Source organism: Nonomuraea terrae, assembly GCF_044465245.1.
GTDB classification, from domain to species: Bacteria; Actinomycetota; Actinomycetes; order Streptosporangiales; family Streptosporangiaceae; genus Nonomuraea; species Nonomuraea terrae.
This window is the reverse complement of the sequence record NZ_JBITLL010000009.1, coordinates 634,620-661,215: the sequence shown is the minus strand read 5'-3', so window position 1 is coordinate 661,215 and position 26,596 is coordinate 634,620. Positions and strand designations below refer to the sequence as shown.

Genomic DNA, 26,596 nt, shown 5'->3' with positions numbered 1-26,596 from the left:
CGGCGTGTTCCGGCTTTGTCGGTGCGGGAAGGGATGCGTCGGCTGTCTGGCGTGTCGGTTTGTGTGGGTCTCATGCCTTCGGTGTGGGGCCCTTTCTTTTGTTTTTCGGGTTTCTGCCTCGCCATCGCTGCACAACTTTGCGACGCGGACCTTCCCAGAACGACCGTGGTTCTGGAGGGAGTCGTATACAGAGCGGCGGGTATGTCCTCACCCACTACCAGCCCGCCGGTCAGACGCAGTAGGCACAGTCACCGGCAGCGGGCCAACGCCAGGCCGTCGCAGCAGCAATGTGGAGCGTGGCGCATGCGGTGATCAGTCGTCTGATCGTTGCGTGGATGCGTTCCTTCAGCGGCTGGTGCCCGATGTGTTGTGGGAGGTGTTCCAGCGCTTGGTTCCGTCGGCGTGCACGCGGCCGTGAGAGGGCGGGTCGACTGTCGGGGATTCCTGGCGGCGATCGTGTATGTGGCCACCATGGGATGGTTCAGTGAACGGGAGGCCAGTAATGGGAAGGCGTCCGGAGACCGGACCCGGTGAGACCTGCGGTGGAATCGCGACAAGCGGTCGGCGCCGAAAGAACTGCTCCGGGCGGCGCCATCGTCTGCAGCACTCCGCGGCTTTCACCAGGATTTCGCATGTGATCGAAGGACGCCGCGATCGCGGGCTACATGTAGGCCTAGTTGACGTCGAGGAAGCCGAGCACGCCCACGGCCAAGACGAAGACTCCCATAGTGGTCACGATCCACCCCATGGTGGATCGGCGCTGCCCGGCGTTGTCGATGTGGGCACGCTCCGGCTTCTGCGGGTAGTACAGGACCTCGATTCGCTCATCCGGCAGATATCCCCTGGGTTCACCGGTTCGCGATGTGACCTTCAACTCGCGGCCTTCCAGCGTGGTGAAGCGGAAGACCGGCCGAGACAAGGGCTCTTCGCCACCACCTGCGACCTGCTTGTAGCCGATGACCACACCGGGGACCCGCACACCACGGGCACGGATTCTCCGTGCGCTGATCAGCTGCCATCCGCCGAACGCCACGAGCACCAGGCCCAAGACGACGGCGCTGAAGGGAGTGGCGCTGGATGCCGGATCCGCTGTCGGGTCCACGGCCATCACGCTACCCCGCGGGATGCCACGTACGGCCAGGCTCTTAGGCCACACTGAGGTGGCGAAGCGGAAGGCCGTGAGGGCGCGGTCAGCGACGCGGGCCATCGGTACGACCGATGCGACACGCGCGATGAGTGGGTCGACGGACGCGGGCGCCTAAGCGTAAAGGTCCAGAACCGCAGCGAGAGGGCCCACACCCGACACCACGAGATCCGGTAACCGATGAGGTGGCGTCCGCTGAAGCGGGACCGGAATACCGACGGACGGACGCGGCTCGCCTCCCCGCAATGGACGCCGAAAGACAGGCAGCCGGTCAGCTTCGCGCGCGACGCCGAATACGGCGACCGTAGTGCGGTCGGCGTCGGCTTGAGCAGGGTGGTGTGGATGCGCGGCGGTGGTCTTGTCGGCGCAGTCCGGGTCGAGCCGTCCGAGGACGGTGCCCCGCGGGACGGGCGGGCCGGCGGCTAGGAGCCGAGGGGTCGGGTGGGTGTCGGGTGGCTGGTCCAGGCGATGTCGTCGACCGCCAGCCATGGTTCGTCCGCCACGGTTGCCGGGGTCACTCCGGTGAAGGCTACGACGTCTCGATGTAGGTGGGACTGGTCGGTGTAGCCGGACTCCGCGGCTACTCGGGATGGGCTTTCGCCTACGGCCAGGCGGTGGGCGGCATGGTCGAAGCGGACGAGCTTCGCGGCGCGCTTGGGCTGCAGGCCGATCTGCGAGCGGAACCGGGACCACAGGCGCTTGCGGCTCCATCCGACCTCGGCCGCCAGTCTGTCGACCCGGACCAGGCCACGGCCGGCCACGATCCGGTGCCAGGCCCAGGCCACCTCCGGGTCCACGGACGACGACCTTGACTCACGTCGGCGTAAGAGCAACGCGTCCGTCAACGCGAAGCGATCTTTCCACGACGAGACAGCGGCGAGCTGCTCGCGGATCCGCGACGCCTCGCGGCCCCACAGATCGTCGAGGGCCACCATGGAGCCGTCCAGGTCGGACGGGGAGACGTCCAGGACCGCGCGCGCTACCACCGGGGACAGACGCACCTGTACGCACTCGACGTTCTCGCCGCGCACCCAGATCGCGCCGCCGAAGCCGATCCCGAGCCCGGCGACGAGACTTCCCCGTTGCTGCCGCCCGGAGGCATCGTTCACGATGGGCTGACCGGCGCCGAACTCCAGAGCCAGCGTCACGGCCGGGTGCGGGACCATCCGGTGGCCGAGCGCGGCCATGTCACGGGCGCGGAACCCGGCCATGCTGACCCCAGCCACTCGGCTGGGCCGCTCCGGAGGTGCAACGTCCCAAACAGCCACATCGTCACGTTCGTGTGCGGTGGACCGCATCATCACATGCTAAGTGCCGCAGAGGCGACGTTCGCTTGTAGATGGTGACGCGCGCCGGTCGATGTCCGTAGCCGGTCGGCATGATCGAGGGACATGGCCGTCCGGCATGCCATCGGCTCCGCAGCCATGCCGACGCGCTTCGCGCGTCGTGTTGTTGCCTGCCGCGCGCGGCGGCCCGGAAAACCGTTCGACCGGCTTTGCGGAGTCCTGACACAGTGGCGCACCATGACGAATATCGAGTTCGTGACCGCTGCGGACTTGCGGCTCATGCAGGGTCTGGCGCAGCGCGTCACCGCCACCCGCCCGGACCTGGTGAACAGCGACGCGTCGTTCGGCGAGCTCGCCTGGAACTGGGGAAAGGGGCACGCCGCCGACGGCGCGAGCTGGCGGCGTCGGCTGTGGTCGTCCGGCGGGGATCTGGTGGCGTGGGGCTGGGCCCATCTTCCGCGCCAGGTGAGGCGGAGCGACGGGACGGTCAAGGACATCACCGGCGCCTATCTGGCGTATCAAGTCCATCCCGACCACGCCGGGCTGGTCGACGAGGTGATCGACTGGTACGACGCTACGGCGCCGGACATCGAGCGTACGGTGTTGCCGTGCGCCGCCGATGAGTTCGCCCTGCAGCGATGGGCGGCGCACGGCTACGAGACCGACCCGGCCTCGCTCGGCGACACCGGCTCCTGGACCCAGCTCAACGAGCGGGATCTCACCGACGTGGAACAGCCGGTGCTGCCCGACGGATTCCGGTTCCGCACAGCCGAGGAGGCCGGGCCGGAGGCCGCGGTCCAGGCCCATCTGGACGCCTGGGGTCCCTCGACGTACACGGCCGAGAGCTACGAGGGCGTCCGGCGGACGGCGGCGTACCGCGGCGACCTGCACATCTTGGTGGAGGCGCCGGACGGGACGATGGCATCCTCCACGATCATGTGGCTCGACGAGGTGAACAAGACCGCTGAGTTCGAGCCGGTCGGGACGCATCCGGACTACCGGCGTCGGGGGCTGGGAAGGGCGATGCTCCTGCACGGGATGCATCTGGCGCGGGCGGCCGGGGCCACCCATATGACGGTCGCCTGCCTGGGTGCGCCGGGGCATCCCCAGGCGCGCGGGCTGTACTACAGCGTCGGCTTCCGGGAGTTCACGCGGGACGCGCCGCTCATCAAGACCAAGACCGCGGGCTGAGAACTGGTCGTTCTCCGGTCAGGCCACGTTGGCTCTGGCGACGACCTGACGTAGCGCGGGCGTCGGCGTGGCGGTTTGCCGGATGATGGAGCGGCGGGTCATGCTGCCTGGCGCTTTGTGGCTGCGGTGGTCGCTGTCCAGGGCGAAGTTGCAGCGTGGTGGGCTTCGATGCGGGTGAGCCATGTGCAGTTCGCCGGGGCGACCTCCACGTTGTCGGCCGTCGCCCAGTCGCCGACGTGCTGGCCGACGCGGGTGGACAGGTGCGGGCGTAGTTGTCGCAGCCGATCAGGTGGTCCGGCGGAAACAGGCTGCGCGGGTTGCGGCAGAGCTCCAGGAGCCGGCTGCGCTCCTTGCGGGTCTTGACCTCCCCGAACAGTCGGTCGCGAGTCAGGACGTAGGCGGCGAACAGGTGCCCGACGCCGTCGTCGCGGCTGTAGGCGGCGCGGCGGCAAGGGCGCGATTTGTCGTTTGTGCGCGTGTTCGGGAGCCGTACGGGGCGGGCAACGCGTTGGGCGGCCACAGCGCGCTCGCACTGGCTTCGCGTGGTGTCGTCCGCTGGGCGACCGCGCTGGCGCCGGTCGGTTCCTGGACCTGCTCTACTGCCAGACGGTGCCGCGTTCGGCCGCGGTGGCGGGAGATCTGTTGCTGCGCGGGCTGTCGGCAGGAGTGGGACGCCGACCTGCCCGGCTGCTCGCCGCCGCCGTGGATTCCGGCCGGCCGGTGGGCTGTTGGTGGCGCATCCGTCGCGGCTGGAGGGCGGGCGCGGTTGCCGCGGCTTCGCGGGCGCTCGCCGAGTCCACCGGGTTCGAGCCGAGGCTGGAGTCGTTCTGCGGGGTGCGCCGCCCAAGTCGCCCATCGGTCGGAGTCCTTGGATCGCGGCCCAAGTGCCGGCCAGGATGCGGCATCAGGTTCAGCGGACCGAACAGAAACGACCGTCATCGGGTATCACCTCGCCGCCGGCGATCGCCGACAGGTGTTCGACCCGGGCCTTCTTGGCCGCGTAGTCCGGATCGCGGGATGCCTTCCGGCGGTGAAACGAGACGCCTGCGTCACGGAGCAGGCCCCAGGGGCCCTCGCGGGAGGTGCCGTCGACCATCCCCTCGGCGAGCAGGAAATCGACGAGTGTCGACAGACCCCACAGACCGTACTGGACTTCGCAGATCTTCTTGACCTTCGGGCACGGGCGGTCGCCTGTGTACTTCGGGTGCCCCGCCGCACGATCTGTGACAGCCGATGACCCTCGTCGTCACCGATCTCCCGACTGCCAAGTCCGGCACCAGCGGGACTCAGCACACCAACTCGACTGGCCGGCCGGCGGGAACATTTGTCCAAGCCTCCGGCGCGCATGGAGAGCGACAGTGGGCTCATGACTCTTCCCCGAAAGCCGGCCCGTTCCGACGATGTCGATCCGCGGGCTGACGTGAGCCGGCCGGGGCGCCGCCGGCGGCGTCGGCTGATCGCCTCGGCCGTTCTCCTCTCCGTAGCCGGACTCCTTGCGAACGCGGCGGCGGTAGGGCGGCAGAGCGCCGAGGCCACCGGGACTTCGATCCTGCCTCTCGACGGCGGGAACGTCCACGTGCGTCAGGACGGCCCGCGCGATGCTCCGGCGCTCGTGCTGATCCATGGGTTCGGCGGGTCGACTCGGTGGTGGGACCCGCTGGTTCCGACGCTGGCGAGGTCTCATCGCGTCATCCGGATCGACCTGCTCGGGCACGGCCGGTCCGCCAAACCGGCTGGCCGCGGCTACGAGATCCCGGAGCAGGGACGCAGGGTAGGCGCGGCGCTCGACCGGCTCGGCGTGAAGCACGCCATAGTGGTCGGCCACTCCACCGGCGGCTCGGTCGCCACCGCCCTCGCCGAGCAACGACGCGACCTGGTGACCGCGCTCGCGCTCGTCAACACCGGGCCCCGCCTGGACGCCTTCGTCGCACAGGGGCTCGGCGGCCGGCTCATGTCCGCCCCCGTCGTCGGACACCTGCTGTGGCGATTTCGGACCGACAGCCTGATCCGCCAGGTCATGAGCACCGGGTTCAGCCGCCCCGGCTACGAGATCCCGCAGCAGCTCGTGGACGACGCGCACGGCACGACCTACTACGCGTACACCGCGACGTCGCAGGCAGCCGACGACTACCTGATGCAGCGTCCGCTTCCCGAACGGTTGACCGCCGTGGGCAGGCCGCTGTTGGTGATCTTCGGCAAGGAAGATCGGAGATGGCGATCGTCATCCGCTGACGACTACCGCGCCGTGCCGGGTGCGAGAGTCGAGCTGCTGCCCGGGGTCGGACACTCACCCATGCTCGAGGATCCGGCGCTGACCGCCGCACCCCTTCTGACCTTCACCGCGACCCACTCCCCGGGAACGGACTCGACGAAAGAATGAGCCGTGTCCATTCTTGATGTGCCATCCAGCTCATGGGGCCGGATGCAGGGTCAGGTGTGGAGGGTGGCGGAGAGAATGGTGACGGCCTTTCCCGCCAGGTGCACGCGGGTGCCGGCGTGGCGGACGTGGACGGTGCCGCCCCGTGCGGAGAGTTGCGCGCCCACCAAGGAGTCGCGGCCGAGGCGGGCCGACCAGTACGGCGACAACGCGCAATGCGCCGAGCCCGTCACCGGGTCTTCCGGGACGCCCACGTTCGGGGCGAAGAAACGGGACACGAAATCGGTCTCCGTTCCACGAGCGGTGACGATGACGCCTCTTGCCTCGACTGCGGACAGAGCCGCGATATCGGGCGTGAGCGACCGTACCGTTTCCTCGGAGTCGACCTCCACCAGGAGGTCGAGCGCGCTTTTTCCGACGCTCACCGGCGTCACGCCGAGTGCTTTCTCCAGCCCCTCCGGAACGGGGACAGGGGTCACGTCCTTGGCCGGGAAATCCATCGTGATGCCGCCGTCGGGGAGCTGATTCACGGTGAGCGTGCCGCCGGCCGTGGTGAATTCCAGCTGCCCGGTCGCCGCACCGGTGGAATACAGGACATGTGCGGTCGCCAGAGTAGCGTGACCACATAGAGTGACCTCGACGGCCGGTGTGAACCACCGCAGGGAATCTCCGAGCAGGAAGGCCGTCTCGGAGAGGTTCATCTCGGTCGCCACGCTCTGCATCCATCGGTCAGTAACCGGAGAGTCCAGCAGGCAGACCGCCGCAGGATTACCCTTGAAAGCTGTGTCGGTGAAGGCGTCGACGGTGAACAGGCGCATGGAGCCGATGCTATAGGGGGGCTGGATATCCAGCTGCAAGCGGGCTGCAAGCTGTACAAAATGGAATTAGGGCTGGGCGTGTCGCGTGGCGAATGCGGAATCGTCGGTTACCGTCCAATGTGTAGGGACGTGCCGATTACGGTGAGTTCCTGAGGAAAGGACAAGCCGATGGGGGCAGTGCGCAAGGTGGTGAGCTACCTTGGCCTGAGCGGGGTCGATCACTACGACGAGGGCTACGACGACGAGCAGTACGAGGACGAGTACGTCCCCGCGACGGAGCGAGCCGCCCGACGGTGGCGCGCGAACGTCGACTCCTCGCGCATCGTGATGGTCCAGCCGCTCAAGTACAACGACGCACCGTTGATCGGTCAGCATTTCCGTGACGGCCAAACGGTGATCATGGATGTCACGGGCATGCCGATGTCCGAGGCGACGAGGATGGTCGACTTCGCCGCCGGGCTGGCCTTCGGGTGTGAGGGCCGGATCGAGCGGATCGCTGAGCGGGTCTTCCTGCTCGCGCCGGCTCACGTAGAGATCGAGACCACCTAAGCAGCGCGCGGGCCGCGACGGATGAGCCGAGTCAGCTCGGTGGCGTCCGTCGCGGCCTGCTTCGCGCGTGCGTCCGATTCGCGGGCGTACGCGTGCAGGGCCCAGACGGCGCCTTCCGCGAGCTCCTTCAGCTCGTTGACCTGGCCGTCCACGTAGCGGGCGTCGGCTTCGGCGAGTCTGCGGCGCTGCCAGAGCTGCCAGCCGGCCAGGCCGATCATGGCGACGCCGGCCGCGGCGATCAGATGGCTGACCAGCACCGCGGCGATCAGGCAGGCGACGCCGGCGACGATCAGCACCATCGCCGCCCAGGGCCGGCCGCGGGGCACCATGCCTTCGGTGCGGATCGACTCTTCGGCGGCGCCCAGCGAGGTCTGGTCGGGGCCTTCGGGGCGGAGCAGGATGCGGTGGCCGAGCAGCGGCACCGTCAGGGTTTCGGGTGGTTCGAGCCGGCTGTCGGCTTCGAGCTCCTCGGCCACACCGCGCAGGATCGGCGCCGCCACGTGCAGCGCGATCGCCGCCAGGTGCGGGTCGGCGCCGGGGCGCAGGTCGTCGAGCAGGTACGTGCTCAGCGAGGCCATGGGCCCGGCGGGCCCGCCCTGGCCGATCAGTGAGCGCAGCACGGCGAGCGGTTCGTTCTCGGCCCAGGCCGACGCCGGGCTGCTGGAGCTGTTGTCGAGCGGGGCCGGCGTGCCCTGCTCGGTCTGCCGCGGCGAGGTGATCTCGGCGCATCGTCCGCGCAGCCGGGCCAGGCGGGCGGCCGCCACGGCGGGCTTGGCCAGCTCGGGAATCTCGGCCATCTCGGGGAAGTCGGCCAGCGACGGCGGCACGACGACGGACGGCTCGCCGGGCGCGATCGCCTGAACCCACTGGTGCGGCTCGGTGTGCTCCTGGACGGCCAGCGCGTCGAGCTTGCGCAGCACGAAGATCTTGCCGGCGGGGCCGTACGCCCCCCGGGCGGCGGCCAGCCAGAGCGAGCGCTGACCGTGCGTGACCGGGCGGTCGAGGGAGAGCTCGCCGAACGCGGTGCCGAGCCAGGAGGCGTGGATGCGGCCGCCCTGGCCGGACACCGCGAGGGCCAGGCAGAGGAAGAGCGCCGTCTGCTGCTGGTCGCGACCGGCGGCCCGGCTCAGCGGCTCAAGCGGGTCTTCGCCGGAGAGGATGGCGACAAGGGCTTCGACGGCCGGGGGCAGCCAGTAGCCGGGGACGTCGCGAAAGCTCGGCGGGGCAGGAGGGGCGGAACCCTTGGCGGCGAGGTGAGCCAGGAGGGCCTCGGCGTAGCGATGCACCTCCGGCGCTGCTTGGGGGCCCACAGTCAGGTCAGTGCTCAAGGCAGAGAACTCCCCCATTTCGGCCTCAGTTCATGACCGCGTAAAGCCTAGTGGTTGGGGCGCGCCAACCCGGTGGAGGCGCGCCCACGTCGGAACGGGAGACTATGCCGGTTACATGCGCTCGGGGACCGGAACGCCGAGAAGGTTGAGCCCGGTCTCCAGCACCTGCAAGGTCAGCGCGCACAGCGCCAGCCGGGAGGCCCGGGTGTCGGGGTCGACGCCTTCCTTGAGCACGGGGCACTGCTCGAAGAAGTCGGTGAACGCCGTGGCGGTGGCGTAGAGGAACGCGCACAGCCGGTGCGGCTCGCTCAGCGCCGTCGTCTGCTCGACCACGGCTCCGAACCCGAGCAGCTGCAGGGCCAGGGCCCGCTCGGCCGGCGCGCCCAGCACGATCGGGCCGGTCGCCGTGGCGGGGTCGATGCCGCCCCGGCGGAAGATCGAGCGGATCCGCGCCTGCGCGTACTGCAGGTAGGGGGCGGTGTTGCCGGTGAAGCCGAGCATGCGGTCGAAGTCGAAGACGTACTCGCTGTCGTGACTGACCGACAGGTCGGCGTATTTCACCGCGCCCATGCCGACCGCGTGGGCGATCTCCTTCTGCAGCCGCTCGTCGTAGCCGCGGTCGGCGATCGCCGCGGTGGCGCGGTCGATGGCCTCCTGGAGGAGGTCCATCAGCTTGACGGACTCGCCGGAGCGGGTCTTGAAGCGGCGGCCGTCCTTGCCGAGCATCATGCCGATCTGGACGTGCTCGGCCGAGACGGTGTCGGGCAGCCAGCCGGCCATCCGGGCCCCGGCGAAGACCATGCGGAAGTGGAGCGCCTGGTCGGCGCCCACGACGTAGAGGATGCGGTCGGCCTTGAGGTCGTGGACGCGGTAGCGGATGGCCGCCATGTCGGTGGTGGCGTAGCCGTAGCCGCCGTCGCTCTTCCTGATGATCAGGGGCAGCGGCTTGTCGTCGGAGCCGGTGAAGCCGGGCGGGAACACGCACAGCGCGCCCTCGCTGATCTCGGCCGTGCCCGAATCCTGGAGGTCGTCGCAGGTCTTCTGGAGCATGGGGTTGTACATGCTCTCGCCGGCGATGTCGGCGTCGGTCAGCGTGACGCCGAGCAGGTCGTAGATCTTGTTGAAGTAGCGCACGGTGGCGTCCATGAAGACGTGCCACAGGCGCAGCGTCTCGGGGTCGCCCGACTGCAGCGTGGTCACGCGGACGCGGGCGCGGGTCTTGAACGCCTCGTCGGAGTCGAACTTGGCCCGGGCGGCCTGGTAGTACTCGGTGCCCATGCCGGCTTCGAGCTGCGCGACCGCGGCCTCCTCGCCGATGTCGAGCAGGTGCTCGATGAGCATGCCGAACGGGGTGCCCCAGTCGCCCAGGTGGTTCTGCCGGATGACGGTGTTGCCGAGGTGCTCGTGCAGGCGGGCCAGCGCGTCGCCGACGATCGTGGTGCGCAGGTGGCCGACGTGCATCTCCTTGGCCGCGTTGGGCGCGGAGTAGTCGATCACCACGGTCTGCGGCGGCGTGGCCGTGCCGACGCCGAGGCGCGGGTCGCCGAGCATCTGCCCGGCCTCGGCGGCGACCCATGAGTCGTCGAGGGTGATGTTGAGGAAGCCGGGGCCGCTGACCTCGACCGTGCCGGGGAAGTCGGACAGCTCCGCCTTGATCGCCTCTGCGACCTCCCGCGGGGCCCGTCGCAGACGCTTGGCCAGGCTCATCGCGACGTTCGCCTGGAAGTCGGCGAACTGGGAGGGCCGGATCAGCGGGTCTGCGTCGGCGTGCTCCTGACCGAACGCGCGCCCCAGCGCCTGCTGGACGCGCTCGGTGAGCACTATCTGCGGGTCGGTCATGGTCTAAGGGTACCGGCGCGCCTGGCTGCCATGCTGGTCGCCGCAGCGGCGGAGCCCAAGATCGAGACCCGACCGAGATCCCTACGGCCACAACCGGTGGGAGCCTTTGGCGGCGGCGATGCGGTCGCCGATCGCGGAGACGATGCTCGCCGACGACAGGTCGGTGGCGAGGGCGCACGCGGCGCTGACGCCCCGGGCCTTGGAGGCGCCGTGGGCGATGACGACGGTGCCGTTCAGCCCGAGCAGGACGGCGCCGCCGTGCGCCTCGGCGTCGAGGCGGCGGCGCAGCTCGCGGATGCGGGAGCGCTGCATGGCCGCTCCGACCCGGGCCAGCCGGCTGTCCTCGATCGTCTCGCGCAGCTCGGTGAAGGCGTACCGGACCGCGCCTTCCATGGTCTTGAGGGCGATGTTTCCGGTGAAGCCGTCGGTGGTGATGACGTCGACCTTGCCGGTCAGCAGGTCGTAGCCCTCGACGTTGCCGGCGAACTCGATGCCGGGCGAGCTCTGCAGCAGCTCGTGGGCGCGCCGGACGAGTTTGTTGCCCTTCTCGGCCTCGCTGCCGATGGTGAGCAGGCCGACCCTGGGGGTGGCGATGCCGTGGGCCAGCTCGGCGTACGCGGCTCCGAGGTGGGCGAACTGCACCAGCATCTCCGGTTTGACCTCGGCGTTGGCGCCGGCGTCCAGGAGCACGGTCGGGTGGGGGCGGGTGGGCAGGGCGACGGCGATGGCGGGTCTGAGCACGCCCTGCTGGCCCTTGAGCCGGAGCCGTCCGGTGGCCACGATGCCCGCGGTGGAGCCGGCGGACACGACGGCGCAGGCGTCGCCGCGGCGTACGAGATGGCAGGCGATCGCGATGCTGGAGCGGGGCCGGCGCAGGCTGGCCAGCGCGCCCTCGTCCATCGACAGGGCCTCCTCGGCCCGGACGATGGGGATCTCCTTGGTGGCGTCGTGGTCGGCGAGCGCCTCGTAGAGGACGCGTGGGGAGCCGACGAGCACGACGGGCAGGCCGCGCTCGCGTACGGCGTGCACCGCGCCCGCCACGATCTCGTGGGGCGCGTGGTCGCCGCCCATGGCGTCGAGGGCGACGGGCCTGCTGTCGGACAATGGTCACCTCGTACGGCATCGCGCCCGCCGTCACGGCTCGGCCGGAACGCGGGCTCGGGATGCCGCATCGCAGGCAAGGCAGCTGTCAGGTTAACCGGCGGGTAGGACTTGTTGGTTCCCGCGCGCGCCGGTTCCAGTCCTGAGGACCGTTTCAGCGCAGGTTCCAGTCGTCCTCGCCGCGGGTGACGATGACCTTGGAGAACTTCGAGGCGCCCGTCACCCGGATCAGCGGCCCGTCGGCCTGGGAGCCGCCTGTGACGTTGCGCTTGCCGAACATCGAGCTGCCCTCGTCGATGACGTGGGCGTCGGTGGGGACCCGGACGATCACCTTGCTGAACCACGCGGCCGTCTCGACGGTGATCTCGCGGCCGGGCAGCACGGCGTCGGACAGGTCGATGATCAGGGCGCCGAAGCGGGCCGACAGCCTGGTGCGCCGCGAGGCGACCCAGCGGCCCTTGCGTACGATCTTGCTGAACGTCGCGTCGATGACCTGCCGCTCGACGGCCTCGGGGGCGCCGGAGGCGGGCACGTCGGGCAGGTCGTGGGTGAGGGGGACGAGCTCGCCGACCATCGTGGCCGTGTAGGTGGCGTCGAGGCGGTCGGCGTGCTCGACGCTGGTGAGGCGTCCGGTGGCGAGGGCCTCGCCGAGCACCGCGGCCACGCGGTCGCGGTCGGCGTCTGAGGCGCGCAGGTCGGGTTTTTCCGTCACGATCCACCAGTCTAGGGAAAAACGCGATATGTCGCGATGGTCGGCGAACCTCAAGGAAAACTTCGAGACGTACGGAACCGGTTACGCGGGTGGGCACGTCCGGATAGTAAGAACCGTAGACGCGCGACTGGGTCGTGAGGTTTACCTCCGAGCGAACAAAAAAGATGGGAAAGGCCTAGTGATCTTGAACCAAGCTGGCACCCGACGCTTCCGGGCGTACACGTCCAAGCACCTCGACCAGCTCCTGCAGCGTGCCGGGCTGGGAGACGACGAGCGGCTCAAGGTCCGCGCCGTCGCCACGGTGCTGCCCTTCCGGACGAACGCCTACGTCGTCGATGAACTCATAGATTGGTCGGCCGCGCCCGACGACCCCATCTACCGGCTCGTCTTCCCGCAGGAGGACATGCTGCCCGCGGCCGACGTGGCGCGGCTGGCCGACCTGCTGAAGGCCGAGGCGCCCAACGCCGAGATCCAGGCCGAGGCCAACCGCGTACGCGCCCAGCTCAACCCGCACCCTGCGGGCCAGAAGGAGCTCAACGTCCCGAAGCTGGGCGAAGAGCCCGTGCCTGGCATGCAGCACAAATATCCGGAGACCGTGCTGTTCTTCCCCAAACAGGGGCAGACCTGTCACGCGTACTGCACGTACTGCTTCCGGTGGGCGCAGTTCGTCGGCGACGCCGACCTGAAGTTCGCCTCCGACGACGTCGGCCAGCTGGTCACCTACATCCGCGACCATCCCGAGGTCACGAGCGTCCTCATCACCGGCGGCGACGCGATGATCATGGGGGAGTCCGTCGTAGGCCGCTACATCGAGCCGCTGCTGGAGCTGGAGCAGATCGAGTCGATCAGGATCGGCACCAAGGCGCTGGCGTACTGGCCGCAGCGCTTCACCACCGATCCGGACGCCGACGACACCATGCGCCTGTTCGAGAAGGTCGTGGGCGCGGGGAAGAACCTCGCGTTCATGGCCCACTTCTCGCACCCTCGCGAGCTGGAGTCGGAGCTGGTCGAGTCGGCCGTCAAGCGCATCCTCGGCAGCGGCGCCACCATCAGGACGCAGGCGCCGCTGATCAGGTCGATCAACGACGACCCGGCCGTGTGGTCGGGCATGTGGCGGCGGCAGCTGCGCATGGGGATGATCCCCTACTACATGTTCGTCGAGCGCGACACCGGGCCTCAGGACTACTTCGCCGTCCCGCTGGCCCGGGCGTACGAGGTCTTCAGGGACGCCTACTCCTCCGTCTCCGGGCTCTGCCGCACGGTCCGGGGGCCGTCGATGTCGGCGACGCCGGGCAAGGTGTGCGTGGACGGCGTCACCGAGATCGCCGGCGAGCGGGTCTTCGTGCTCCACTTCATCCAAGCCCGAGACCCATCGCTGGTGGGGCGGCCGTTCTTCGCCCGCTACGACCCGGAGGCGGTCTGGCTGACGGATCTACGGCCCGCCTTCGCCGAGCGGTTCCCGTTCGAGCCCGAGGAGTCGCTGCTTCCCGCCTGATCCGGCCGCGCGCGTACGGAAAGATTTCGCCCCCGGCCCGTGACATTTGTTTATGTGCACGGGCCGGGGGCTCTTGTCTTTTTGTGCACGAGGCTCTTCCCGGCGCGCACAATATCAGAAACAAGAGGCTCCTATTTCCGGTTTTGTCGGCCCGCCCAACGCTCGCCCTGCACTAGGTAACCGAGCTGCAAACCCCTGCTACATGGGCATTCATGCGTCTGCGGCCGCTCGCGGCGAGTGGTAGAACTCTTCCAGTAGCTCAGCCGTGACGGCACGCTCCGTGTGGTGCCCATAGCGCGTTCGCCACGGCATACGGGGGTTATCGATTCGCATTTTCACCGCATTCGAGAGCGATCGATCACGAGCCGGGAAGGCAATCATGAATCGAGTAGTCAAGACGGCTGTAGCCGTTACAGCATTCGGTCTGGCGGCGGCGTTGGCCGCGCCCGCTCAGGCCGAAGTCCGATACGACACTGCCGGGCGCGCCATCGACGTTCCGCTCCTGGGCACCACCGCGGGCAGCCCCCTGGGCGGCCTGCTCGGCGGCCTGGTCAGCAACGGGATCGTCAACAGCGTGCTCGGCGGCCTCACCCAGGCCAAGTCCGCCGCCAGCCCGGCCATGAGCGAGGCGCAGCGCGACGCGTACATGGAGCGGCAGACCCGGGCGCAGCGCGGGTACACGCCCAACGCGGAGGAGGACGTCACCCGCGAGACCTGGCCGATGCCGGAGATCTCGCCGATCGTGGCCGGCACCCCGTTCGGCGGGCGGGGCATGGCTGCCTCCGTGCCCACCGCGCAGGCGCCCTCGGTCAAGCGCGGCCGCGCCGTCACCCAGGGCACGGCCGCGGCGGACGGCGCGATGGACGACCCCATCGGCGGCACGCTCGCCATGGTGAACGACACCGTCGAGGGCCTGTCGCCCGAGCGCGTGATGGCCGGCCTGAACCAGGCCGCCAGGATGGCGCTGCCCGGTGTCACGGGCGATGTGCTGTCGCCGGCGCTGGGGCAGGACTCCGCCACCGCGGCACAGCCGGTCGCCGAGACCGTGAAGGGCGTGTCCGAGGCCGCGTCCGTCACCGAACTCGCCCCGGTCGTCGAGGGGGCCGCCTCCGCCGTCACGGGCGGCGCCGCCGCCGGCGCACTCTCTCCCGGCGACGTGATCTCCACTCTCGGCTGGACCACCGGCGCGCTGACCGGCTCGGTGCAGGGCTCCGGGCCTCGCGACTAGTCCGCGGTCGAGGCGCTGATGAGCGTGACCGGCCGAGTGCCGGTGCGGACGGTTCGCGGGCGTCACAGGTGCCGACGCCCGGGCACCGGCCGGACCGGCGGCGAGGCGGCTCGCTCGCGGCGCTCTCCAGCAGCCCTGACGGCGTGATCTCCCTTGACCGGGGCCTTCTGTCGACGAGGCCGCCCGGTCGGGACCTTCCGGCCGCTGTGCGGCCGGGGCTCTTCTCGCCGGAACGCCGTCGTACGGACGCGGCAGGCCAGAAGGCGGGGCGCCCACAGAGGTGCCGGGCGCCCTGGGCGCTGACGCGCGTGGGTTGCGAACCTCCCGCGCAAGCGGGTCTCACGATGGGCCTGGGCGGACGCGCCCTCGTCCCGGGTGTGTCGATCGAGCGCCGCGCCGCCGTTTGCAGGGCAGCGGCGCGGCTCGGCCCCCACCCCTCGCCACCGGCCTCATCCCAGGGGTCGGTGGCTTCGTCTTGCGCCCGCAGCCCCACAGGCGCCTCTTCGGCGCCTGAGCGGGCTCAGGGGAAGCGGACGCCGGTGCGCCGGGCTATCTGGGCCTGCAGCCGCGCCATCTGCCAGTGCAGCTCGATGAGCTGCTCGACGAGTTGCAGCCGTGGGACCTCGGACACGTCTTCGGTGGCCAGGTGGTCAATCGCGGTCGAAAGCTCTACCATCGCGCGCCCCCACTCCCTCACCGTTCCTCAGATCGAATGGACGTTCGAATCCTAGCGGAACGCCCGCCTCCGTGTCAGTCATCAGTCACGCCGGTCGCGCTGGTTTCGGATCCGGGCACGACGAAGCCCCCGCGAGGAGCGCGGGGGCTTCGACGACGCGGTGAGCGGGGGTGATCAGCCCTTGTTGTAGGCGGCGATGACTTCCTTCGGGTCGCCGTCCATCTTGATCTTGCCCTTGTGCAGCCAGATGACGCGGTTGCAGGTCTGCTCGATGACGCGCAGGTCGTGGGCCACGAGGAACACCGTGCCGGCCGACTCGCGGATCTGGCGGATGCGCGCCTCGCTCTTCTTGCGGAACTCGCGGTCGCCGGTCGCCAGGGCCTCGTCGATGAGCAGCACGTCGTGGGTCTTGGCGGAGGAGATCGCGAAGCGCAGGCGCGCGCCCATGCCGGAGGAGTACGTGGACATCGGCAGCTGGACGAACTCGTCGATGCCGGAGAAGTCGACGATCTCCTGGTATTTCTCCCGGACCTCGGCCGGCGTCATGCCCATCGCGTAGCACCCGAGCACGATGTTGCGCTCGCCGGTCAGCTCGCGCATCAGGGCCGCGTTGACGCCGAGCAGCGAGGGCTGGCCGTCGGTGTAGACGGCGCCCTTGTGCGGGGGCAGCAGGCCGGCGATGGCGCGCAGCAGCGTGGACTTGCCGGAGCCGTTGCGGCCGACGATGCCGATCGCGTCGCCGTGGTAGGCCACGAACGTCACGCCCTTGACCGCGTGGACCTCTTTCATCTGCGGCCGGGCCTGGCGCTTCAGCAAGCGCGTGAGCGCGTTGACCGCGTTGCCCTTCTCCGACTCCGCGGCCGCCCCGTAGACGCGGTAGACGATGTGGAGGTCGTCGACGATGACGGTCGGAGTGCCCGTGGGGACGTCGAGGGGTCGCTTGCCCTGGGGCTCCGGGGTGGGATGCACCTTCACATCCTTGCCGGGGACGGCGGGCTTGTCGCCCTTCACCTGTGACAGCTCCTTGGTCAGTTCAGCCACGCCCGTACCTCTCCTCGGACCGCCAGAAGTACCAGAAGCCGAAGCCGAGTGCGAACACCGCCCAGAATACGCAAGACACCAACACCATTGTCGGCGGGTGGTGCCCGAGCTCCGGGTTGTGGGTGCTGATGAGGATCTCGCGCATCCACTCGATGTAGGAGGCGGCGGGGTTGAGGTACATCGCGTTGGCCACCCACTGGGGCAGATCGGCGGACCCGACCACCTTGTCCTGGATCGAGAAGAAGACGCCCGAGGCGTAGAGCCAGGTGCGGGTGATGAACGGCAGCAACTGGTTGAGGTCGCGCATCTGGGCGCCCAGCCTGGCGACCACCAGGCCGGCCCCGATGTTGAACAGCGTCTGGAGGACCAGCACCACCGGGATCATGAGCCAGAACCAGGTGGGCGTCTCGCCGGTGATCATCACGATGACGAGGAGCACGCCCATGGAGAAGGCGAGCTGCTGGAGCTCCTGGATCGTGTACGCCAGCGGCAGCGAGGCCCGCGGGAAGTGCAGGGCCCGGATCATCGACAGGTTTCCGGAGATCGACCTCGCGCCGGCGCTGACCGTCCGCTGGGTGAAGGTGAAGACGAACATCCCGGTGAGCAGGAAGGCCGGGTAGTTCTCGATGTCATCCTTGCCACCGAGGATGAGGCCGAACATCACGTAGTAGATGGCGGCGTTGAGGAGGGGGGTCAGCACCTGCCACAGCTGGCCGAGCGCTGACCTGGAGTATTTCGAGACGTTGCGCGAGGTCGCGTACGTCAGGATGAAGTGTCGCCGCTCCCATAGCTGGCGCAGGTAGACCGGGAACCTCGGCCGTGCGATGGCACGGCGAAGCCCGTATCTCTTGGCGAGCTTGGCCAGCGGCTCCTGCCCGCTTCGGCCGCCCGCCTGGGCGTCCGCGACAGCGGATTCCGGCTGGCTCATGGCAAGTGACTCTATTGGATCCCGGTCGGTGAAGTAGCTGTCGCGCGGGTCGGCGACAGACAGTTGGACGGAGTCTCGCGGCGACGGGTTCCAAGACGCCGCAAAGACCTGCTCAACGGTAGCCCAAGGGGGCCTGCTCCGGGGGCCGGGACACGGCCACCGTCGGGTAGGGGGTAACTTTCATCGACTGTCCGTGGGGCGGGCTTCATGCGTTCCGTGGAGTCTGTACTGTTTGAACCGCATCGGGCGAATTGTCTGTGACGCTAGATAGGCACACGTGTGACCGAACTGCAACGCGCCAGAGACTTCCTGATGGCAAGGAGTAAGGGATAGTCGCGATCGACTGGCAGGGCGTCGGCTGGTTTGACCATGTCAGCCAAATCCGGGGGGATACCAGGAAACCCTCCGTCAGGCTGCTCTAGATCACGGCAGCTCAGCGCTAGGCGCCCACCTGTAGAGGGAGGAATTCTTTCACCATGCGTGTTACTAAAGGCGCACGGATTGTCGCCGGTGCCGCGCTGCTCGCGGTTGCGGTCACCGCGTGTGGCAGTGGCGCCTCGGGTGGCGGCGACTCCGCCGGGGGCAGCGCGGACACGCCGGTCAGCATGCGAATCGGTGAGCCCCAGGAGCTGCTGAACCCGCAGAACACGACCGAGACCGAGGGCGCCGAGGTGCTCGCCGCGATCTTCGACCCGCTCGTCACCTACGACGAGAACAAGCAGCCTGTCGAAGAGGCCGCCGAGTCCATCACCACAGAGGACAGCAAGGTCTGGACGATCAAGCTGAAGTCCGGCTACACGTGGCACGACGGCACCCCGGTGACGGCAGCGGACTACGCCCGCGCCTGGAACTACGCCGCCCTGCAGGACAACGCCATGAGCTCGTCCGCCTTCTTCAACCGCGTCGAAGGCTACGAGGACGTGCACCCCGGTGAGGGCAAGACGCCGACGGCCAAGGAGATGAAGGGCCTCAAGGTCGTCGACGACCAGACCCTCGAGGTCACGCTGTCCGCGCCGTTCTCGCAGTTCAAGACGATGCTCGGCTACACCGCCTTCTACCCGATGCCCGAGTCGGCCATCGGCCCCGACGGCAAGGTGACCCAGGCCTACGGCGAGAAGCCGACCGGCCAGGGCCTGTTCAAGCTGGACAAGCCCTACAAGAAGGGCACCGACACCACCCTCGACCTGACGGTCTACGACAAGTTCCCGGGCGAGAAGCCCTCGAACTGGACGAAGCTCCAGTTCAAGGTCTACACCAGCTCCGAGACCGCGTGGAACGACCTGCAGGCCGACAACCTCGACATTCACGACCAGCTGCCGGCCACCGCGATCTCCACGGCCAAGACCGTGCTCGGTGACCGTTACCACGACGAGCCCGACGCCGCCGTGGCGTACATCGGCGTGCCGCTGGCGTACAACAAGGAATTCGACAACGTCGACGTCCGCAAGGCCATCTCGATGGCGATCGACCGCAAGACGATCACCGAGACGGTCTTCTCCGGCACGACCTCCCCGGCCGACGACTTCATCAACCCGGCCATCCCCGGCTACCGCCAGGGCGCCTGCGCCGCCTGCGCGTACAACCCGGCCGAGGCCAAGAAGCTGTACGAGTCGGCCGGCGGCCCCAAGAGCATGGAGCTCGGCTACAACGCCGACGGCGGTCACAAGGAGTGGATCGAGGCCGTCGCCAACAACCTGCGGGCCAACCTCGGCATCGAGGTGACCCCGAAGCCGTTCGAGAAGTTCCAGGGTATTCTGGACGCGCTCGACGCCAAGGAGTACAAGGGCCTGTTCCGCATGGGCTGGTCCATCGACTACCCCTCGGCCGAGAACTACCTGACCCCCATCTTCGGCACCGGGTCGATCGGCACCGGCTCCAACTACGGCGGTTACTCCAACAAGGAGTTCGACGAACTGGTGGCCAAGGGCGACCAGGCCACGGACGCCGCGGAGGGTCTGAAGTACTACCAGCAGGCCGACGACATCCTGCTCAAGGACCTGCCGTACATTCCTGTTTACTTCTACCGGGCCGTCTACGCTAACTCCTCGAAGGTCAAGAACGTCAAGCTCAACCTGCTCAAGCAGATCGAGTGGGCTGACGTCGAGAAGGCCTGACGTCGTTCGCCAGGTGGGCGGCCGCGCCGCCCACCCGTCGAAGGACTGATCTTGGAGGCAGTCGTTCGGGCCGGGCACAACCACGGACTCCGAGGGGCTGCCTCCAAGCATGTACCGGAGGGCTGAATGGGCCGATATGTCATAAGGCGACTGATCCAGGCGATACCCGTCCTGCTCGGCGCCACGCTACTCATCTTCTGCATCGTCTTCGCGCTGCCGGGCGACCCCATCGCATCGTTGTTCGGAGACAAGCGCCCGGACCCCGCCGTCGCGGAGGTCCTGCGCGAGCAGTACCACCTGAACGATCCGCTGCTGCTGCAGTACTGGTACTACATCAGCGGCGTTCTCTTCCGCGGCGACTTCGGGGTGAACTTCGCCGACGTCCCCGTGTCCCAGATCATGGCGGGCAAGTTCCAGATCACCCTGAACCTCGCCCTGACCGCGCTGGTCATGGAGGCCGTCATCGGCGTCGGCCTGGGCCTGTGGGCGGCGCTGCGCCGCGGCAAGGCCACCGACACCGTGATCCTGGCCGCCACGCTGCTGCTGATCTCGGTCCCGACGCTGGTGACCGGTTTCGTGCTGCAACTCGTCCTGGGCGTGAAGCTCAAGCAGTGGACGGGGGCGGACATCTTCCCCGTGGCGGGCACGTTCGCGGGCTGGCGCAGTTACCTACTGCCCGGCTTCGTCCTCGCCGGGGTGTCCATCGCGTACCTCACCAGGCTCACCAGGACCAGCCTCGCGGAGACCCTGCGGTCCGACTACATCCGCACGGCCACGGCGAAGGGTCTGTCCAGACGCCGCGTCGTCGGACGGCACGCGCTGCGCAACGCGCTGATCCCGCTGATCACGTTCCTGGGCGCCGACCTCGGTCAGCTGATGGGCGGCGCGGTCATCACGGAGACGATCTTCAACCTCCAGGGGATCGGCAACCAGCTCTTCATGTCGGTCTACCTACGTGAGCAGCCGGTCGTCGTCGGGATCATCACCGTACTGGTGCTGATCTACATCTTGGCCAACCTGGTCGTCGACTTGTTGTACGCCGTGCTCGATCCGAGGATCCGCTATGAGTAACCCAACCCCGCCGGTCGGGCCGGGTCTCCCCGAGACGCAGACCATGGTCTCGGACACGGTGCCCGCGCGGGCGCCGGAACGCGAGGGCAAGCACGCCAAGAAGGGCGGCAAGCCGGCGAGCCTGTGGACGGACGCCTGGTACGACCTGCGGCGCCGGCCGATGTTCATCATCTCGGTGGTCATCGTCGCCATCCTGCTGATCATGTCGATCTGGCCGTCGCTGTTCTCGTCGATCGATCCGTTCAACGCCCGTTCGTGCGACCTGGCGACGGCGCGTCAGGGGCCCAGCGCCGGCCACCTGTTCGGGCGCGACAACCTGGGCTGCGACCTGTACGCGAGGACCGTCTACGGCGCCCGCAACTCCATCGTGATCGGCGTGCTGACCACGCTCTTCACCACGGTCGTCGGCGGCCTGCTGGGCATCGTCGCCGGCTACCGCGGCGGCGTGGTCGACACCGTCGCCTCCCGCCTCACCGAGGTCTTCTTCGCCATCCCGTCGATCCTCGGCGCGCTGCTGATCGCGGCCACCTTCCGCGGCAAGGCCAACAGCATCCTGCTGGTCATCCTGGCGTTGTCGGTGCTGGGCTGGCCGATGGTCTACCGCATCATGCGAGCCGCGGTGATCACGGCGAAGGGCCAGGACTTCGTGATCGCGGCCAAGGCGCTGGGCGCGGGATCCGGCCGGATCATGTTCCGCCACCTGCTGCCCAACTCGGTGGCCCCGGTCATCGTCGTGGCCACGATCAACCTGGGCACGTTCATCGCGGCCGAGGCCGCGCTGTCGTTCCTGGGCGTCGGTGTGCAGTCGCCGGACATCTCGTGGGGCCTGATGATCGCCGACGCGCGCAACCGGTTCCTCGAGGCGCCGCTGCCGCTGGTGATCCCGGCGGTGTTCCTGAGCATCACCGTGCTCGCGTTCATCATGATGGGCGACGCCGTGCGCGACGCGCTCGATCCGAAGCTCAGGTAGAAGGGGGGATCACGTGAAGAAGACGTCCGCGGACGTGTTGCCCGCCGAGGGAGGGCTGGGCGACGCGCCGCTGCTCGCCGTCGACAACCTGCACGTGGAATTCCACACGCGGGCCGGTGTCGTACGCGCGGTGAACGGCGTGAGCTACACGGTCGGCCCCGGCGAGACGCTCGCGGTGCTGGGCGAGTCCGGTTCGGGCAAGTCCGTGACGGCGCAGGCCATCATGGGCATCCTCGACATGCCCCCCGCGGTGATCCCCCAGGGGGAGATCCGGTTCAAGGGCACCGACCTGCTCAAGCTGTCGGAGCACGACCGCACGCAGGTGCGCGGCCAGCGGATCGCGATGATCTTCCAGGACGCGCTCTCCGCGCTCAACCCGGTGTTCACCGTGGGCTGGCAGATCAGCGAGATGTTCCGGGTGCACCGGGGCATGTCCAAGTCCGACGCCATGAAGAAGGCCGTCGAGCTGATGGACCGCGTCCGCATCCCGGCCGCCAAGCAGCGGGTGCACGACTACCCGCACCAGTTCTCCGGCGGCATGCGGCAGCGCATCATGATCGCCATGTCGATCGCGCTCGACCCCGAGGTGCTCATCGCCGACGAGCCCACCACGGCGCTCGACGTGACCGTGCAGGCGCAGATCATGGAGTTGCTGGCCGAGCTGCAGCGCGAGAGCCAGATGGGCCTGATCCTGATCACGCACGACCTCGGCGTCGTGGCCGACGTGGCCGACAAGATCGCGGTCATGTACGGCGGCCGCATCGTCGAGAACGCCCCGGTGTACGACATCTACCGGGCGCCGGCGCATCCGTACACGAAGGGTCTGCTCGACTCGATCCCCCGGGTCGACCAGAAGGGCCACGAGCTGTACGCGATCAAGGGCCTGCCGCCCAACCTGCTCGACCTGCCGACAGGCTGCGCGTTCCACCCCCGGTGCCCGTTCCGGCAGGAGAACTGCGTGACCGACGCCCCCCCGCTCTACGAGATCAGCGGCACGCGCGGCAGTGCCTGCCACTACTGGAGGGAGGTCCTCGATGGCGAGCGTCGGTGAGCCGGTTCTCGAGGTACGCGATCTGGTCAAGCACTTCCCGCTGAACCAGGGGATCCTCTTCAAGAAGCAGATCGGCGCGATCAAGGCCGTCGACGGCGTCTCGTTCGACCTGCACAAGGGCGAGACGCTGGGCATCGTGGGCGAGTCGGGCTGCGGCAAGTCCACGCTCGCCAAGGTGCTCATGGCGCTGGAGCGGCCGACGTCGGGCTCGGTGAAGATCGGCGGCCGGGACATCGCCAAGGCCAGGGGCGGCGAGCTCAAGACCATGCGCCGCAACATCCAGATGGTGATGCAGGACCCGTACACCTCGCTGAACCCGCGGATGACGGTCGGCGACATCATCGGCGAGCCGTACGAGATCCACACCGAGGTGGCGCCGAAGGGCGACCGCCGCAAGAAGGTGCAGGAGCTGCTGGATGTGGTCGGGCTCAACCCCGACCACATCAACCGTTACCCGCACCAGTTCTCGGGCGGTCAGCGGCAGCGCATCGGCATCGCCCGTGGCCTGGCGCTGCAGCCGGAGATCATCGTCTGCGACGAGCCGGTCTCCGCGCTCGACGTGTCGATCCAGGCGCAGGTGATCAACCTGCTGGAGCGGCTGCAGGACGAGTTCGGCCTGGCCTACATCTTCATCGCCCACGACCTGTCGGTGGTGCGCCACATCTCCGATCGGGTGGGCGTGATGTACCTCGGCAAGTTCGTCGAGCTGGGCAAGGACGCCGAGATCTACGAACGGCCCGCGCATCCGTACACGCAGGCGCTGCTGTCGGCGGTGCCGGTGCCCGACCCCGAGGGCCGGGAGCGGCGTGAGCGGATCATCCTGCAGGGCGACCCGCCGTCGCCGGCCAACCCGCCGAGCGGGTGCCGGTTCCGTACGCGGTGCTGGAAGGCGCAGGAGATCTGCGCCCAGGAGGAGCCGCTGCTGCAGATCCGGCCGGGCACGGCGCACCTGAGCGCCTGCCACTTCGCCGAGACGCACGACGTGGTGCACGCGGGCTGACCCGCCGCACGGGGCCCCTGGGAGTTCTGTCTTCCGGGGGCCTTCGCGTGTCAGCGGCGTTCACGGCGGCGCAGGAGCACCCGCGCCGACATCGCCAGCGCCAGCAGCACCATGCCCGCGACCACCGGCGCCCTGGAGACCGGAGCCGTCCTGATCTGGGCGGAGCCGCGGGTGGCCAGCCGTTCGGCCTCGCGCAGCGCGAGCAGCGCGTTGACCACGCCGTGGCCGTAGGCGGGGCTGTAGCCGTCGGCGGGCCGCCGCCGGGTGCCGAGCTCGATGGCCATCCGCACGTCGTAGGGCGACATGCCGGGGTGGGCCGAGCGGATCAGCGCGGCGATGCCCGCGACCATGGCCGCCGCCGAGCTGGTGCCGTCGCTCACCACGTACGAGTCGCCCGCGTCGGCCGTGACGATGTCGGTCCCGGGCGCCACCACCGACACGTAGTACTGCCGGTTGGAGAACGGCGCCACCCTGAGCCGCCGGTCCACCGCGCCCACCGCGATCACGCCGGGGTAGGCGGCCGGGAAGTTCTTCCTGTTGGTGGAGGCGCCGTCGTTGCCGGCCGAGGCGACCAGCACGCAGCCCTTGCCGATCGCGTACTGGACGGCCTCCTCCTCCGAGGCCGAGCCCTCCCACGAGCCGCTGCCGCCGCCGAGCGACATGCTGATCACGTCGGCGCCGTGGTCGGCGGCGTACCGGATGCCCCGGGCGAGGGCGTCGCGCCCGCCGAAGCGCTCCTTGCCGCGGCGCGGGTCGCCGCTCTCCAGCGTGACGCGGACCGACAGCACCGTCGCGGCGGGCGCCACGCCGAGGACGCCGCCCCTGGCGTCGTCGCCGTGCCCGCGCCCGGCGATCAGGCTGGCCATGGCGGTGCCGTGGCGGCCCGACGGGCCCCGGTCGAAGCCGGTCAGGTCGGGGCCCTGGATCACGGCGCCGCGCAGGTCGGGGTGGCGGCGGTTCACGCCGGTGTCGAGGACGGCGACCACGGCGCCCTCGCCCCTGGCCGACCGCCACGCCTCCGGCAGCCGCAGCGCGGCGAGCTGCCACTGGCCGGCCCTGGCGGCCTCGGCCACCTCGTCGGAGGCGCTCGCCGCCCCGGCCACCAGCCCGCCGGCCAGGCCGGCCACCAGGAAACCCGCGATCAGGTGTCTCATACGCTCAACGACCGGTGCAGGGCGGCGGCCAGCTGCCAGGCGGCGTCGCGCAGGCGCGGCACGACCAGGTCGCCCGGCTGGTACGCCCGCCCGTCGGCGTAGCCCGCGGCCGTGGCGACCAGGTAGCGCTCCAGGCAGGGGACGACGACGCCGGTGACGTACTGGCGCTCGCCGAAGCGCTCGGCGGGGCCGCCCGGGAAGGCCACGGGCCGCACGGTCGCCGGCCGCCCCGCCCCGTGCGGTCCCACGCGGGGCCGGTCGAGCACGGCGACGCCCACGGTGGCGACGAAGGTCTGCGTGCTGTCGGCGTACGTGGCGCGCAGGGTCGTGCGGCAGCCGGGCGGCACGGCGGCCGGCTGGAACGCCTCCCGGCAGGAGGCCGCGGGCGCGACCCCGGCCAGCACGTACGTGACCCGGGCGCCCGACGGGCTGACCCCGGGGACCGAGCCGGGGAAGATCCGCGCCATCGGCCAGGGAGGAGGGAGCTCCGGCGCGGGCGGCCAGATCGCGGACAGTATGGCGAGCAGGACAAGAGAGAGGTGGTGGCACACAGGGAACCTCGAACGGGGGGAGGGGCGCCCGATCAGTCCGTGCATTCTGACACGTGACTCGCCACCCAATCCGACGGTTCAGTAAACAGTCCGATACGCGGAGTAGTTCCGATTTGCCGTTTTTGCTCTAATTCATGGGCGAAAGTCGGACGTGTGCGCCCGGGGGAAGTCCCAGCCGCTGCGCCGCGTCCCCCGAGTTCACCGCGATCGCGATCAGCCCGGCGGAGTCCTCGAAGGCCACCAGCTCCCCGGGCGGCACCGCCGCGTACGTCTCCCGGTACGGCAGCGACAACTGCCGCCGCCCCAGCCGCACCCCCAGCGTGTCGCCCACCCGCACGCCGAGCGCCTGAAGGTCGCCGGCCGCGATCGACAGCTGCGTGTTGCCGTAACGGTCGACCGAGACGACCTCGCCCTCCACCGAGCCCTCGCGCACCAGCGACGTCGGCTCCGGCAGCGCGACCAGGCGGGACACCGGCACCTCGGGCCCCAGCTCGGACGGCCGCAGCCCGGCCGTGAGCCGCCCCGCGACCGGCGCGAACACGTCGCGCCCCGGGAAGGTCGGCGAGACCGGCCGCAGGAAGTGCTCCTCGTTGCTGATCTCGTACGCCGCCCGCGCGCCGCCGCAGGCGTGTACCGCCCACGACAGCAACCCGTTGTCGGGCCCGATGAACACCCGGCCGCCCGCCTCGATCGCCACCGCGCGCCGCGCGCCGCCCGCCCCGGGATCGACCGCGCCGATGTGCACACCCTCGGGGAGGTAGGGGATGGTCTGGGCGAGAACCGCCGCGCCGCGCCGTACGTCGCCGGCGGGGATCAGGTGGCACACGTCGATCACCCGGGCCTCGGGGGCGATTCCGGCGATCACTCCATGACAGGCGGCCACATAGCCGTCTTCGAGCCCGTAGTCGGTGAGAAGTGTGATGACAGAGGTCACATCTGGTGACTGTACGTCTCGCAAACCATCGTGAACAG

24 protein-coding genes are annotated in these 26,596 nt (G+C 69.3%); 10 read left to right on the top strand and 14 right to left on the bottom strand.

What is annotated here, in order from left to right:
* Positions 1–673: 673 nt before the first annotated feature.
* Together ACIBP6_RS45360 and ACIBP6_RS45355 are read right to left on the bottom strand one after the other, a co-directional pair.
* Entirely contained in the window at positions 674–1,102 is a 429-nt protein-coding gene (locus ACIBP6_RS45360) for a DUF3592 domain-containing protein (protein WP_397061268.1), read from the bottom strand.
* A gap of 464 nt (positions 1,103–1,566) precedes the next feature.
* Positions 1,567–2,355, bottom strand: coding sequence for a helix-turn-helix domain-containing protein (locus tag ACIBP6_RS45355; protein WP_397061266.1), 789 nt, complete (start codon positions 2,353–2,355; stop codon positions 1,567–1,569).
* Between the two features lie 312 nt (positions 2,356–2,667).
* Between ACIBP6_RS45355 and ACIBP6_RS45350 the strand changes: the two genes are divergently transcribed.
* Positions 2,668–3,621 carry a GNAT family N-acetyltransferase gene (locus tag ACIBP6_RS45350; RefSeq protein WP_397061295.1) on the top strand — a complete coding sequence of 318 codons (954 nt, stop codon included), beginning with the start codon at positions 2,668–2,670 and terminating at the stop codon, positions 3,619–3,621.
* A gap of 910 nt (positions 3,622–4,531) precedes the next feature.
* Here the strand turns inward: ACIBP6_RS45350 and ACIBP6_RS45345 are convergent.
* Positions 4,532–4,717 carry a hypothetical protein gene (locus ACIBP6_RS45345; protein WP_397061264.1) on the bottom strand — a complete coding sequence of 62 codons (186 nt, stop codon included), beginning with the start codon at positions 4,715–4,717 and terminating at the stop codon, positions 4,532–4,534.
* Positions 4,718–4,945: 228 nt separating this feature from the next.
* On the opposite strand from ACIBP6_RS45345, the gene ACIBP6_RS45340 reads away from it, so the two are divergent.
* Positions 4,946–6,001, top strand: coding sequence for an alpha/beta fold hydrolase (locus ACIBP6_RS45340; protein WP_397061262.1), 1,056 nt, complete (start codon positions 4,946–4,948; stop codon positions 5,999–6,001).
* A 50-nt stretch (positions 6,002–6,051) separates the two neighbouring features.
* On the opposite strand, the gene ACIBP6_RS45335 is transcribed toward ACIBP6_RS45340, so the two are convergent.
* Positions 6,052–6,816 (bottom strand): PhzF family phenazine biosynthesis protein, encoded by a 765-nt coding sequence (locus tag ACIBP6_RS45335; RefSeq protein ID WP_397061260.1) that lies wholly within the window; start codon positions 6,814–6,816, stop codon positions 6,052–6,054.
* 168 nt (positions 6,817–6,984) lie between these two features.
* Between ACIBP6_RS45335 and ACIBP6_RS45330 the strand changes: the two genes are divergently transcribed.
* Positions 6,985–7,365: a cell division protein SepF gene (locus ACIBP6_RS45330; RefSeq protein ID WP_111178444.1), complete on the top strand. Its 381-nt coding sequence runs from the start codon at positions 6,985–6,987 to the stop codon at positions 7,363–7,365.
* On the opposite strand, the gene ACIBP6_RS45325 is transcribed toward ACIBP6_RS45330, so the two are convergent.
* From ACIBP6_RS45325 to ACIBP6_RS45310, 4 genes are all read right to left on the bottom strand, one after another.
* Positions 7,362–8,693: a hypothetical protein gene (locus tag ACIBP6_RS45325; RefSeq protein ID WP_397061258.1), complete on the bottom strand. Its 1,332-nt coding sequence runs from the start codon at positions 8,691–8,693 to the stop codon at positions 7,362–7,364. The genes ACIBP6_RS45330 and ACIBP6_RS45325 overlap by 4 nt on opposite strands.
* Positions 8,694–8,804: 111 nt before the next feature.
* Positions 8,805–10,532, bottom strand: coding sequence for an arginine--tRNA ligase (gene argS, locus ACIBP6_RS45320; protein ID WP_397061257.1), 1,728 nt, complete (start codon positions 10,530–10,532; stop codon positions 8,805–8,807).
* An 81-nt stretch (positions 10,533–10,613) separates the two neighbouring features.
* Complete coding sequence (gene plsX, locus ACIBP6_RS45315) at positions 10,614–11,636, bottom strand: phosphate acyltransferase PlsX (protein ID WP_397061255.1); 1,023 nt, start codon at positions 11,634–11,636, stop codon at positions 10,614–10,616.
* 151 nt (positions 11,637–11,787) lie between these two features.
* Positions 11,788–12,345: a DUF1707 SHOCT-like domain-containing protein gene (locus ACIBP6_RS45310; protein WP_397061253.1), complete on the bottom strand. Its 558-nt coding sequence runs from the start codon at positions 12,343–12,345 to the stop codon at positions 11,788–11,790.
* Between the two features lie 178 nt (positions 12,346–12,523).
* On the opposite strand from ACIBP6_RS45310, the gene ACIBP6_RS45305 reads away from it, so the two are divergent.
* Together ACIBP6_RS45305 and ACIBP6_RS45300 are read left to right on the top strand one after the other, a co-directional pair.
* Positions 12,524–13,840, top strand: coding sequence for a KamA family radical SAM protein (locus ACIBP6_RS45305; protein WP_397061251.1), 1,317 nt, complete (start codon positions 12,524–12,526; stop codon positions 13,838–13,840).
* Positions 13,841–14,219: 379 nt separating this feature from the next.
* Entirely contained in the window at positions 14,220–15,068 is an 849-nt protein-coding gene (locus ACIBP6_RS45300; protein ID WP_397061249.1) for a hypothetical protein, read from the top strand.
* A 520-nt stretch (positions 15,069–15,588) separates the two neighbouring features.
* Here ACIBP6_RS45300 and ACIBP6_RS45295 read toward each other — a convergent pair.
* The 3 genes from ACIBP6_RS45295 to ACIBP6_RS45285 form a co-directional block, all read right to left on the bottom strand.
* On the bottom strand, positions 15,589–15,744 hold the full coding sequence (locus ACIBP6_RS45295; protein ID WP_397061247.1) for a hypothetical protein: 156 nt from the start codon (positions 15,742–15,744) through the stop codon (positions 15,589–15,591).
* Positions 15,745–15,918: 174 nt separating this feature from the next.
* Positions 15,919–16,785 carry an ABC transporter ATP-binding protein gene (locus ACIBP6_RS45290; RefSeq protein WP_187368172.1) on the bottom strand — a complete coding sequence of 289 codons (867 nt, stop codon included), beginning with the start codon at positions 16,783–16,785 and terminating at the stop codon, positions 15,919–15,921.
* Positions 16,778–17,713 (bottom strand): ABC transporter permease, encoded by a 936-nt coding sequence (locus ACIBP6_RS45285; protein WP_132613304.1) that lies wholly within the window; start codon positions 17,711–17,713, stop codon positions 16,778–16,780. The genes ACIBP6_RS45290 and ACIBP6_RS45285 overlap by 8 nt, the downstream gene beginning before the upstream one ends.
* Positions 17,714–18,318: 605 nt before the next feature.
* On the opposite strand from ACIBP6_RS45285, the gene ACIBP6_RS45280 reads away from it, so the two are divergent.
* The 5 genes from ACIBP6_RS45280 (at position 18,319) to ACIBP6_RS45260 (ending at position 23,919) form a co-directional block, all read left to right on the top strand.
* Positions 18,319–19,827 carry a peptide ABC transporter substrate-binding protein gene (locus tag ACIBP6_RS45280; RefSeq protein ID WP_397061245.1) on the top strand — a complete coding sequence of 503 codons (1,509 nt, stop codon included), beginning with the start codon at positions 18,319–18,321 and terminating at the stop codon, positions 19,825–19,827.
* Positions 19,828–19,953: 126 nt separating this feature from the next.
* Entirely contained in the window at positions 19,954–20,898 is a 945-nt protein-coding gene (locus tag ACIBP6_RS45275) for an ABC transporter permease (protein ID WP_397061243.1), read from the top strand.
* On the top strand, positions 20,891–21,868 hold the full coding sequence (locus tag ACIBP6_RS45270) for an ABC transporter permease (RefSeq protein WP_397061241.1): 978 nt from the start codon (positions 20,891–20,893) through the stop codon (positions 21,866–21,868). Before ACIBP6_RS45275 ends, ACIBP6_RS45270 begins: the two co-directional genes overlap by 8 nt.
* Positions 21,869–21,881: 13 nt before the next feature.
* Entirely contained in the window at positions 21,882–22,919 is a 1,038-nt protein-coding gene (locus ACIBP6_RS45265; RefSeq protein ID WP_132613310.1) for an ABC transporter ATP-binding protein, read from the top strand.
* Positions 22,903–23,919 carry an ABC transporter ATP-binding protein gene (locus tag ACIBP6_RS45260; protein WP_132613312.1) on the top strand — a complete coding sequence of 339 codons (1,017 nt, stop codon included), beginning with the start codon at positions 22,903–22,905 and terminating at the stop codon, positions 23,917–23,919. The genes ACIBP6_RS45265 and ACIBP6_RS45260 overlap by 17 nt, the downstream gene beginning before the upstream one ends.
* 50 nt (positions 23,920–23,969) lie before the next feature.
* On the opposite strand, the gene ACIBP6_RS45255 is transcribed toward ACIBP6_RS45260, so the two are convergent.
* The 3 genes from ACIBP6_RS45255 to ACIBP6_RS45245 all read right to left on the bottom strand — a co-directional run bounded on the left by ACIBP6_RS45255 (position 23,970) and on the right by ACIBP6_RS45245 (position 26,558).
* Positions 23,970–25,073, bottom strand: a complete 1,104-nt coding sequence (locus ACIBP6_RS45255) for a S8 family serine peptidase (RefSeq protein WP_397061238.1) — start codon at positions 25,071–25,073, stop codon at positions 23,970–23,972.
* A complete protein-coding gene (locus tag ACIBP6_RS45250) occupies positions 25,070–25,540 on the bottom strand; it encodes a hypothetical protein (RefSeq protein ID WP_397061236.1) in 471 nt (156 codons plus the stop codon). Before ACIBP6_RS45250 ends, ACIBP6_RS45255 begins: the two co-directional genes overlap by 4 nt.
* 211 nt (positions 25,541–25,751) lie before the next feature.
* Positions 25,752–26,558 (bottom strand): SAM hydrolase/SAM-dependent halogenase family protein, encoded by an 807-nt coding sequence (locus tag ACIBP6_RS45245; protein WP_132613318.1) that lies wholly within the window; start codon positions 26,556–26,558, stop codon positions 25,752–25,754.
* Between the last annotated feature and the right edge of the window lie 38 nt (positions 26,559–26,596).

Bases quoted from the DNA above. Each gene is read 5' to 3' on its own strand.
- ACIBP6_RS45255 (WP_397061238.1), bottom strand. From the start codon at position 25,073: ATGAGACACCTGATCGCGGGTTTCCTGGTGGCCGGCCTGGCCGGCGGG.
- ACIBP6_RS45295 (WP_397061247.1), bottom strand. From the start codon at position 15,744: ATGGTAGAGCTTTCGACCGCGATTGACCACCTGGCCACCGAAGACGTG.
- ACIBP6_RS45335 (WP_397061260.1), bottom strand. From the start codon at position 6,816: ATGCGCCTGTTCACCGTCGACGCCTTCACCGACACAGCTTTCAAGGGT.
- ACIBP6_RS45280 (WP_397061245.1), top strand. From the start codon at position 18,319: ATGCGAATCGGTGAGCCCCAGGAGCTGCTGAACCCGCAGAACACGACC.
- ACIBP6_RS45355 (WP_397061266.1), bottom strand. From the start codon at position 2,355: ATGGCCGGGTTCCGCGCCCGTGACATGGCCGCGCTCGGCCACCGGATG.
- ACIBP6_RS45330 (WP_111178444.1), top strand. From the start codon at position 6,985: ATGGGGGCAGTGCGCAAGGTGGTGAGCTACCTTGGCCTGAGCGGGGTC.
- ACIBP6_RS45285 (WP_132613304.1), bottom strand. From the start codon at position 17,713: ATGAGCCAGCCGGAATCCGCTGTCGCGGACGCCCAGGCGGGCGGCCGA.
- ACIBP6_RS45275 (WP_397061243.1), top strand. From the start codon at position 19,954: ATGGGCCGATATGTCATAAGGCGACTGATCCAGGCGATACCCGTCCTG.
- ACIBP6_RS45300 (WP_397061249.1), top strand. From the start codon at position 14,220: ATGAATCGAGTAGTCAAGACGGCTGTAGCCGTTACAGCATTCGGTCTG.
- argS (WP_397061257.1), bottom strand. From the start codon at position 10,532: ATGACCGACCCGCAGATAGTGCTCACCGAGCGCGTCCAGCAGGCGCTG.
- ACIBP6_RS45270 (WP_397061241.1), top strand. From the start codon at position 20,891: ATGAGTAACCCAACCCCGCCGGTCGGGCCGGGTCTCCCCGAGACGCAG.
- ACIBP6_RS45350 (WP_397061295.1), top strand. From the start codon at position 2,668: ATGACGAATATCGAGTTCGTGACCGCTGCGGACTTGCGGCTCATGCAG.
- ACIBP6_RS45250 (WP_397061236.1), bottom strand. From the start codon at position 25,540: ATGGCGCGGATCTTCCCCGGCTCGGTCCCCGGGGTCAGCCCGTCGGGC.
- ACIBP6_RS45345 (WP_397061264.1), bottom strand. From the start codon at position 4,717: ATGGTCGACGGCACCTCCCGCGAGGGCCCCTGGGGCCTGCTCCGTGAC.
- ACIBP6_RS45260 (WP_132613312.1), top strand. From the start codon at position 22,903: ATGGCGAGCGTCGGTGAGCCGGTTCTCGAGGTACGCGATCTGGTCAAG.